The organism is Magnetospirillum fulvum, assembly GCF_900108475.1.
Taxonomy (GTDB): domain Bacteria; phylum Pseudomonadota; class Alphaproteobacteria; order Rhodospirillales; family Magnetospirillaceae; genus Phaeospirillum; species Phaeospirillum fulvum_A.
Window position 1 is genome coordinate 18,436 of record NZ_FNWO01000020.1, and the last position, 9,517, is coordinate 27,952.

Annotated in this window: 11 protein-coding genes; 9 read left to right on the forward strand and 2 right to left on the reverse strand. The window is 67.7% G+C overall.

What is annotated here, in order from left to right:
- Positions 1-3: 3 nt before the first annotated feature.
- Positions 4-672: an isoprenoid biosynthesis glyoxalase ElbB gene (gene elbB / locus BLW40_RS16410; protein WP_074770576.1), complete on the reverse strand. Its 669-nt coding sequence runs from the start codon at positions 670-672 to the stop codon at positions 4-6.
- 126 nt (positions 673-798) lie between these two features.
- On the opposite strand from elbB, the gene BLW40_RS16415 reads away from it, so the two are divergent.
- The 9 genes from BLW40_RS16415 to hemW all read left to right on the forward strand — a co-directional run bounded on the left by BLW40_RS16415 (position 799) and on the right by hemW (position 9,097).
- A complete protein-coding gene (locus BLW40_RS16415; protein WP_083386843.1) occupies positions 799-2,289 on the forward strand; it encodes a carboxypeptidase M32 in 1,491 nt (496 codons plus the stop codon).
- A 5-nt stretch (positions 2,290-2,294) separates the two neighbouring features.
- Positions 2,295-2,804, forward strand: coding sequence for a gamma-glutamylcyclotransferase family protein (locus tag BLW40_RS16420; RefSeq protein ID WP_244511238.1), 510 nt, complete (start codon positions 2,295-2,297; stop codon positions 2,802-2,804).
- 67 nt (positions 2,805-2,871) lie between these two features.
- The gene (locus tag BLW40_RS16425; RefSeq protein WP_074770581.1) at positions 2,872-3,441 is read left to right on the forward strand and encodes a D-sedoheptulose 7-phosphate isomerase; all 570 of its coding nucleotides are present in this window, start codon (positions 2,872-2,874) and stop codon (positions 3,439-3,441) included.
- A gap of 123 nt (positions 3,442-3,564) precedes the next feature.
- Positions 3,565-5,211 (forward strand): ArnT family glycosyltransferase, encoded by a 1,647-nt coding sequence (locus BLW40_RS16430; RefSeq protein ID WP_074770595.1) that lies wholly within the window; start codon positions 3,565-3,567, stop codon positions 5,209-5,211.
- Positions 5,208-5,990: a phosphatase PAP2 family protein gene (locus BLW40_RS16435; protein ID WP_074770583.1), complete on the forward strand. Its 783-nt coding sequence runs from the start codon at positions 5,208-5,210 to the stop codon at positions 5,988-5,990. Before BLW40_RS16430 ends, BLW40_RS16435 begins: the two co-directional genes overlap by 4 nt.
- Positions 5,984-6,547 (forward strand): FCD domain-containing protein, encoded by a 564-nt coding sequence (locus BLW40_RS16440; protein WP_139305643.1) that lies wholly within the window; start codon positions 5,984-5,986, stop codon positions 6,545-6,547. The genes BLW40_RS16435 and BLW40_RS16440 overlap by 7 nt, the downstream gene beginning before the upstream one ends.
- 80 nt (positions 6,548-6,627) lie before the next feature.
- Positions 6,628-7,344, forward strand: a complete 717-nt coding sequence (rph, locus tag BLW40_RS16445) for a ribonuclease PH (RefSeq protein WP_074770585.1) — start codon at positions 6,628-6,630, stop codon at positions 7,342-7,344.
- Entirely contained in the window at positions 7,344-7,949 is a 606-nt protein-coding gene (gene rdgB / locus BLW40_RS16450) for an RdgB/HAM1 family non-canonical purine NTP pyrophosphatase (RefSeq protein ID WP_074770587.1), read from the forward strand. Before rph ends, rdgB begins: the two co-directional genes overlap by 1 nt.
- Before the next feature lie 5 nt (positions 7,950-7,954).
- A complete protein-coding gene (hemW, locus tag BLW40_RS16455) occupies positions 7,955-9,097 on the forward strand; it encodes a radical SAM family heme chaperone HemW (RefSeq protein WP_074770589.1) in 1,143 nt (380 codons plus the stop codon).
- A gap of 96 nt (positions 9,098-9,193) precedes the next feature.
- Here the strand turns inward: hemW and BLW40_RS16460 are convergent.
- The coding region (locus BLW40_RS16460; RefSeq protein ID WP_139305644.1) for a transposase at positions 9,194-9,517 on the reverse strand (324 nt) is incomplete at its 5' end.

Consider the following 9,517-nt stretch of genomic DNA (forward strand, 5'->3'; position numbering starts at 1 on the left):
AGTTTATCGCCCCATCATCGTCAGCAGGGCGCGGACAGTGTTCTCCGCCCCGGCGGCAATCGTTTTGATCGACGAATCCAGCATGTAACAGGGCGAGGTCGCGATCTTGTGCGCGGTGTCGATCACCACCTCGCCCGGACCGGCGACGAGGTGGTGCGCGCCCATCTTGTCGATCGCGGCGGCGGTGCCGCTGTCATTGCCGATGGTGAGTTCGGCCCGGTCGCCGACGATGCGGGCCAGCAGGGCTGGCGCGATGCACAGCGCGCCGATCGGCTTGCCCGCCGCCAGCATCAGCCGGACCGCCCGCTCGGTGGCGGGATCGACGGCGCACTCGGCCCCGTCGAGGGCAAAGCCGCATAGATTCTTGGCGGCACCGAACCCGCCCGGCAGGATCAGCGCGTCGCATTCGGCCGGATCGAACTGGGCCAGATCGGTGATCGCGCCACGGGCGATCCGGGCGGATTCGACCAGGACGTTGCGGGTCTCGCCCGCGGCGACCGCGCCGGTCAGGTGGTTGACGACATGCAATTGGGGGCGGTCGGGGGCGTAACAGCGATAGAGTCCGCCCAGCCGGTCGATCGCGAGCAGGGTCAGCACGGATTCGTGGATTTCGGTTCCGTCGTAGACACCGCAGCCCGACAGGATCACGGCGAATCTCGGTTGGGCGGTCATGGCGGCGCGTCTCCTGACAAAAGGGGATGGATCGACGGCGATTATACGATTTCCCGTCGCCGGAGCCATGGTCTATCCTTCGAGTCCCAGCACGAGAAATCCCCCCAGATGCGAGACGCCTCTCCCATGACCAGCGCCTATGCCCAGCTTGAAGCCCGGTTTCACCAGGCGTCGGTGATCGGTGACGCCCTGTCGATCCTGCATTGGGACATGGCGACGATGATGCCGGACGGCAGCGCCTCGTCCCGCGCCGAGCAATTTGCCGTGCTGCGCGGCTTGCATCACCAGATCCTTGCCGCACCGGACCTGCCCGATCTGCTCGACACCGCCGAGGGCGAAGCGTTGGAGGGATGGGAGCGGGCCAATCTGGCCGAAATGCGGCGCGATTGGGTCCATGCCGCCGCCTTGCCCGCCGATCTGGTCGAAGCGGTGACCCGGGCCGAGGCCGCCTGCGAGATGGTGTGGCGCGAGGCCCGCGCCGCCGCCGATTTCGCCCAGGTGCTGCCGTCGCTGAAGACGGTTCTGTCGCTGGTGCGCGAGGTCGGCGCGGTCAAGGCCGAGCGGCTGGGGGTCGGGCTGTACGACGCTCTGCTCGATCAGTACGAACCGGGCGGGCGGGCGGCCCAGATCGACCCGGTGTTCGACCATCTCGAAGGCTTCCTGCCCGGCTTTATCGCCGAAGTGCTGGAGGTCCAGGGCCGCAATCCGCCACCGCCGCCGCCGCCCGGCCCGTTCCCAATCGAGCGTCAGCGTGCGCTGGGGCTCGATATGATGACCCGCCTCGGCTTCGACTTTACCCGGGGGCGGCTCGACATCTCGCACCATCCGTTCTGCGGCGGCCATGCCGACGACACCCGCATCACCACCCGCTACGACGAAACCGATTTCAGTTCGGCGCTGATGGGGGTGATCCACGAGACCGGCCATTCCCTCTATGAATTCGGCCTGCCGGGAGGACGCTGGCGTCACCAGCCGGTCGCCCGTGCTCGTGGGATGGTGATGCACGAATCGCAATCGCTGCTGTTCGAGATGCAGGTCGCCCGCTCGCGCGCCTTTGCCGAATTCGCCGCTCCGGCGATCCGCGCCGCGTTCGATGTCTCCGGCCCGGCCTGGGAGGCCGAGGCGCTGTACCGGCGCGGGATCAAGGTCGAACCCGATTTTATCCGCGTCGATGCCGACGAGGTGACGTATCCCGCCCATGTCATCATCCGCTACCGGCTGGAGCGGGCGCTGATCGAGGGACGGATGGAACTGGAAGACCTCCCCGCCGCCTGGAACGACGGCTATCGCCGTCTGCTCGGCATCACACCGCCCAACGACCGCCTGGGCTGCTTGCAGGACGTCCACTGGTACAGCGGGTCGTGGGGCTATTTCCCCACCTACACCTTAGGGGCGATGACCGCCGCCCAATTGTTCGACGCCGCCAAGCGGGCGATCCCCGGCCTGTCCGAATCGCTGGCCCAAGGCGATGTCCGGCCGTTGCTCGACTGGCTGCGCGCTGAAATCCACGGCAAGGGCTCGTCGCTGTCGACCGCCGAACTGATGAGTGCCGCCACCGGCCGTCCGCTCGACCCGGCCGTGTTCGAGGCCCATCTGCGCCGGCGTTACCTGGGATGAACGCGGTGGCGACCGACGCGCCGATGTTTTTCTTCGGCACCCTGATGGATCCCGACGTGCTGGCCCTGGTGCTGGGCCACGCGTTGGACCCGGTGCGGATCGAACCGGCCTTTGTGCGCGGGGTGCGGCGGCTTCACGTCGCCGGACGCTCCTATCCGATGCTGCGCCCCCATCCCGGCGGTCGGGTCGATGGTCATCTGGTCAGCGGATTGAGCGCCACCGATCTGGCACGGCTGGCCTATTATGAAGGTTGGGAATACGATGTCGGGACCGTTGCCGTCACCGACGCGGCGGGGCGGAGGGTGATTGCTGGACTTTATGTTTGCCCGCCCCATATCCAGGCCGATGCGCGGGTATGGCGGCTGGATCGCTGGCAGAACGTCCATAAAGGCGTCTACCTGCCCCGGCTGCGCCAATTGATGGCCGGATACGATCCCGCCGCGACCGGGGCGGACGGGGCAAAGCGGCCGCCGCTGGCTCCGGGAGCGACGCGGGGACGCCGCACTGCGGGATAAAGCATTGCCGCCGCGGGTGCGGCGCGGTAATCATCGCCCTGCACCGTGCCGAGAGGAGTCCGATTCCGTGGATTTTGCCGATTTTCTTGACGAACAGATTGCCGGACATGCCGAGGTGCTGGCCTTGACCGGCCCGGCGGTGCGCGCGCCGTTCCGTCATCTGGTCGAAGTCTGTCTCTCCGCTTTGGCGGCGGGCGGCAAGATCGTGTTCTTCGGCAATGGCGGCAGTGCCGCCGACGCGCAGCATCTCGCCGCCGAACTGGTGGTCCGCTATCGGGTCAACCGCCCGGCGCTGGCGGCGCTGGCGCTGACCACCGACAGCTCGATTCTGACCGCCTGCGGCAACGATTTCTCGTTCGACGATATTTATGCCCGTCAGATCGAGGCGTTGGGACGGCCGGGCGACGTCGCGATCGGCATCTCGACCTCGGGCAACAGCGCCAATGTACTAAAGGCGCTTCAGGCCGCCCGCGCCGTCGGCATGGTCGCCGCCGGTCTGTCGGGCCGCGACGGCGGGGCGATGGTCGGACTGGCCGATCCGTTGCTGGTGGTGCCCAGCCCGGTGACCGCCCGCATTCAGGAAATGCACATCCTGATCGGCCATGCCTTGTGCGACCGGATCGAAGCGGCGGCCTAGCCGGTTTCGCTTCGGTTGAAGGATTGTATCGCCCGTTCCGCGCTGGAGTGGGCTTGACCTCGTGGGGGGTGTCGTGTTGTTGATGCCTCCGTTCGTTTTCCCTTGTTGCAGAAAGACCAGGACGTGGATCGGCTGACTGGCGGCACCCGCCCTTATCTCCTGCTTACCCTGATGTGCCTGTTCCTGTATATGCCGGGACTGGTCACGGTGCCTCCGCTTGACCGTGACGAATCCCGCTTCATGCAGGCCACCCGTCAGATGTTGGAAACCGGCGATTACGTCCGGATTCAGTTCCAGTCGGAAATGCGGGCGAAGAAGCCGGCCGGGGCCTATTGGGCTCAGGCGGCCAGCGTTCTCGCCTTTTCCGACCCCACCACCCGCGAGCCGTGGCCCTATCGGCTGCCTTCGGTGCTGGCGGCGTGGGCGGCGGCGCTGATGACGTTCGGGATCGGGCGGCGGCTGTTCGGGCCTCCGGCGGCTTTGCTGGGCGCGGCGCTGCTGGCGTCGTGTCTGCTGCTGGTCGCCGAGGCCCATCAGGCCAAAACCGATGCGATGCTGCTGGCCTCGGTGGTGCTGGCCCAAGGGATCTTGGGACGGTTCTATCTGGCGGCGCGGCGGGACGAAACGCCCCCCGGCTTTGTCGCCGCGATGGTCTTCTGGGTCGCGGTCGGTGTTTCGGTCCTGATCAAGGGACCGGTGGTGCCGGTGATCCTGTTGCTGACGATTCTGGCGCTGACGATTGCCGACCGGCGGATCGTCGGGCCGGGTTGGCTGTGGGGGATGCGTCCGATCGAAGGACTGGCGATTGCCACCGCGATCGCGGCACCGTGGTTCTTCGCGATCAATCAGGCGACCGACGGCGCTTTCGTCGGCGAGGCGGTCAAGAGCGATCTGCTGCCCAAATTGCTGGGGGCGCAGGAAAGCCACGGCGCGCCCCCGGGGATGTATCTGCTGCTGCTGCCGGTGACGCTGTGGCCCGCCTCGCTGTTGCTGGTGCCGGGGTTGATCTGGGCCTGGGCCCAGCGGGCGCGGCCCGAAGTCCGCTTCTGCCTCGCCTGGATCGTTCCGACCTGGCTGATGTTCGAACTGATCCCGACCAAGCTGCCTCATTATGTCCTGCCCGCCTTTCCCGCGCTGGCGCTGCTGATGGCGGCGGCGGCCTGGGGTGGCGATCTGCGCGACGGACGGATCGCGCGGTTGTGGGCGACGGCGTGGAGCCTGATCGCCCTGGCCATCGCGGGCGCGGTCCTGCTGGCTCCGCTTGGCTTTGGCGACCGGTTCGACCTGACCAGTCTGCCCGCCTTCGTCGCGATCGCCGGGACCGGGCTGCTGTCGGCGTGGCTGGTGATGCGGGGCCGGGTTCTGGGGGCCGCCTTCGCTGTGCTGGTGACCGCCTGCACCGCCTTCCCGGTGGTGCTGGACGGAGTGTTGCCGCAATTGAACCAATTGTGGGTCAGCCGCTCGGTCGCCGAACTGGCCGCCGCCCGGCCGCATCAGGGGCCGGTGGTGGTGGCGGGCTATTCCGAGCCGAGCCTGGTGTTCCTGCTCGGCACCGAGACCCAGCTGACCAGCGGGGCCGAGGCCGCGACGATCCTGGCCGAGCGGAGCGGGACTCTGGTGCTGATTTCCGACCGCGAGGAAGCCGCCTTCCAGGCCGAATATGCGCGGCGGGGGCTGAAAGTCGCGACGGTCGGCAAGGTCAAGGGGTTTAACTACTCGCGCGGCCGGCCGGTGGTGCTGACCGCCTATGCGGTGGAGGACAAGCCGTGAGCACGCTCGATACCATGCTGCTGCCGCTGGAGCGGATCGCGATCGCGATCGGCGAACGCTGGAAGAAAGCCCGCCGGTTCCGCGCCGCGATCTCCGGTCAGTGGGAGCGCACCCTGCGCTCGCCGATGGAGTGGCTGTCGGTGTACGCCCTGATCCTGGGCGGTCTGGGGGTGGTGCTGCTCGACGAACCGCTGGCGCTGTTGTTCAAGGAAACGGTGTCGGGCGATTTCGAGGGCTTCCTCAAGATCGTTACCGAATTGGGGATTGCCGGATTGTGGCTGATCCCGACGGGCCTGCTGAGTCTGGTGTTCCTGCTGGCGCGGCGGGTCGCGATCAGCCCGGCGGCGCGCGAGCGCTATACCCGTCTCGCCTGGGCTCCCGGCTTCGTCTTCCTGTCGATGGCGGTCGCGGGACTGCTCGGCGATCTGCTGAAATTCCTGATCGGGCGCACCCGTCCCCAGATGCTGTTCGAGCAAGGAATCGCGACCTATACCCCGTTCACGCACGGCTGGGCGTTCAATTCCTTTCCCTCGGGCCATTCCCAGGCGATCTTTTCGGCGATGATCGCGCTGGCCCTGGTGTTCCCCCGCTATAACCGGGTCTATATCGCCCTGGCGATCCTGGTGGCGTCGAGCCGGGTGCTGACCACGGTCCATTACTTCTCGGACGTGGTGGCCGGGGCGTGGCTGGGCATCATCGTCACCCTGGCCCTGGCCAAGCTGCTGGCGCTGCGCGGCATCGACGTCCGCTACCGTCCGCCCGGCGAGGCGGGATGGTGAGCGACGACGCCAATGGCGGCGGGGCCGAGCCACTGCCCGGGCTGCTGCACGGGCACCCCGAGACCGCCTTCGATTATTTCGAGTTCCGCCGCCTGATGGCCGGGTCGGTCGCCGAGTTGGCGGCGACGCGGGCGACCGAGGCCGATCTGGCCCGGATCGCCGCCTGCGTCCAGGCGTTGGAGGATGCTCACCTCCACGACGATCCCGACCAGGAAGCCGCCGCCGATACCGACTTTCACACCGCCTTGTGCGAGGCGGCGGGCAACCCGGTCACCACCCGGGTGATGCTGCGGATTTTCGAGATGCTGCGCGGCGGGGTGTTCTACGACCGCTGCGACCTCTATCGCCGCCGGGGAGTCCGCGACGGCTTTCTGGTTCAGCACCGGGCGATGTGGCAGGCGATCCTGGCCCGCGATCCCCAACTCGCCCGCACTCTCAGCGAGGCTCATATCGACGCCACCGAGGACGCCCTGCGCGAGGCCCGCGACGACGATGCCCGCCGCGAGGTGGCGTTGCGCCGCCAGGATGGGATCGGTCTGACCTCCAGCCGCCGCTGACGGCCCCTCCTCGCTCGTGACAGGGCGGGAAATCCGGGCTAGGGTCACCGCCCTGTATGAACCAAGAGGACCCGTTTGCAATGAGACCGTCCGGCCGCGCCTTCGATCAGCTTCGCCCCGTCAGCCTTGAACCGGGCTTTTCCCGGCATGCCGAAGGATCGTGTCTCGCCCGCTTCGGCGATACGCACGTCCTGTGCACCGCCTCGGTCGAAGAGCGGGTGCCGCCGTTCCTGCGCAACACCGGCAAGGGCTGGGTCACCGCCGAATACGGCATGTTGCCGCGCTCGACCCACACCCGCACTGACCGCGAGGCGGCCAAGGGCAAGCAATCCGGCCGCACCCACGAGATTCAGCGCCTGATCGGCCGCTCGCTCCGCTCGGTGGTCGATCTCGCCGCGATGGGCGAACGCCAGATCCGGATTGATTGCGACGTGCTTCAGGCCGATGGCGGCACCCGCACCGCCGCGATCACCGGAAGCTGGGTGGCGCTGGCGCTGGCCTTCCGCAAGCTGGTCGAGCAGGGCCTGCTGGCGGCGGTGCCGCTGACCGACCATGTCGCCGCCGTCTCGTGCGGGCTGTGCGAAGGGGTCGCGGTGCTTGACCTTGATTATCCCGAGGATTCGACCGCCTGGGCCGATGCCAATTTCGTCCTGACCGGGCGCGGCGGCATCGTCGAGATTCAGGGCACCGCCGAGGAATGCCCGTTCGCCCGCGACCAGTTCCTCGAATTGCTGGCGCTGGCGGAAAAGGGCATCGGCGAACTGGTCGAAATCCAGAAGCGGGCGCTGGAGGCGTGATGAGCCCCCGGCGTTTCGGCGGAGGAAAGCTGGTCATCGCCAGCCATAACCAGGGCAAGGTGCGCGAGATCGGCGACCTGCTCGCGCCGTTCGGCGCCGATGTGGTCTCCGCCGCGACGCTGGGACTGCCCGAGCCGGAAGAGACCGGGGCGACCTTCATCGCCAATGCCGAATTGAAGGCCCGCGCCGCCGCGACCGCCAGCGGTCTCCCGGCGCTGGCCGACGATTCCGGTCTGGCGGTGACCGCGCTGGGCGGGGCTCCGGGGATTTTTTCCGCCCGTTGGGCCGGGCCGGACAAGGATTTCGTTGCCGCGATGGCGCGGATCCATGCCGAATTGGGCGCGGCACTCGACCGCTCGGCCCGCTTCGTCTGCGTGCTGTCGCTGGCGTGGCCCGACGGTCATTGCGACAGTTTCGAAGGCACCGTCGCGGGCGAGATCGTCTGGCCGCCGCAGGGCGACCAAGGGTTCGGCTATGACCCGATCTTCCGCCCGACCGGTGGCAGCCAGACCTTCGCCGAGATCGAGCCTGCCGCCAAGCATGCCATCAGCCATCGCGCCGACGCCTTCCGGCAGTTGGTCGCGGCCTGCTTCTCGCCCGGCTGACCGGGGTGACGACGGAACCGGATGCCGGTTTCGGGCTGTATGTCCATTGGCCGTTCTGCCGGTCGAAATGCCCCTATTGCGATTTCAACAGCCGACCCGCCGCCGGGGCGGTCGATCAGCGGCGGTGGGGGCGGGCGCTGCTGGCCGAACTCGACCATTTCGCCCAGCGAACGGCGGGGCGGCGGCCGACCAGCCTGTTCTTCGGCGGCGGGACCCCTTCGCTGCTTGATCCCGACATCGTTGCCGCGATCATCGCGCGGGCACGGACTTTGTGGGATTGTGCGCCGGATTGGGAGGTCTCGATGGAGGCCAATCCCGACAGCGCTGATCCCGCTCGCTTCCGCGCCTATCGCGCCGCTGGAATCGAACGCCTGTCGCTCGGGCTTCAAGCGCTCGACGATCAAGCGCTGCGCTGGCTCGGCCGTCCCCACGATGTCGCCACCGGCCGCGCCGCGCTGGAGATGGCCCGCGCCGTCTTTCCCCGCCTGTCGTTCGACCTGATCCATTCCCGCCCCGGCCAGAGCGTGGCGGCATGGCAGGCGGAACTGGCCGAGGCGTTGAGCTTCGCCCCCGAACATCTGTCGCTCTATCAACTGACCGTCGAAGAAGGCACCGCGTTCGGCGCGCGCGGTATCGAGCCGCCCGACGACGATCTGGGCCGTACCTTGCTCGACCTCACCCGCGCGATGACCGCCGAGGCCGGGTTGCCCGCCTATGAAGTCTCCAACCATGCCCGTCCCGGCGCGGAATGCCGTCACAATCTGACCTATTGGCGCGGCGGCGACTGGGTCGGGATTGGCCCCGGCGCGCATGGGCGGGTGGGCGGGACCGCGTTTGCCCAGACCCGCGAGCCAGAGACGTGGCTGGCTTCGGTCGAGGCCGACGGCCACGGCACCGCGAGCGAAGAGAGCCTGTCGCCTCAATCTCTGGCGGCCGAGCGGGTGATGATGGGGCTGCGTCTGGCCGAGGGGATTGATCTGGCCCACTTGGCCGCCGGGTGCGGATTGAGCGTCGATGACGTGATTGACCGGCGCGGTCTTGACCGCCTGCGTGCGGCCGGGCTGGTCGAACAGGTCGGCCCACGGTTGCGCGCGACGCCCGAGGGCTGGCCGCTGCTGGATTCGGTGCTGGCGATGCTGCTGGCGTAGGGGAGGCGAACGCCTCCCCCTTGGTTGGACCTGTCAGAGTAGGATGGGACCGTCACCCCCGAGCTTGACCCACTGCTGTCCGGTTAAACGTCACGGTCATAGCAGCACCATCTGATTGGGGTCGATTCTTGGTTGAGGATCTCCCCCGATCAGTCGGTCGATGCGCTTTCGGTGCATGAGATTGGCGCGAACGAGCCGGGCAAAGGCGAGCGGGCTTTGGATGGTTTTCTGGGTGGCCTGGGCCATTCGGAGCAAGAGGAAGGCGATCAGGGCGACGGCGATCTGGATTCGAACGGCATTCTCGCTGTTTCCGAGGAAATGGCGGATTTTCAGGGTCTGCTTGACCCATCGGAAGAACAGTTCGATGGCCCAGCGCCGTTTGTAGAGATCGGCGATCTCCTGGGCGGTGGCATCCAGATC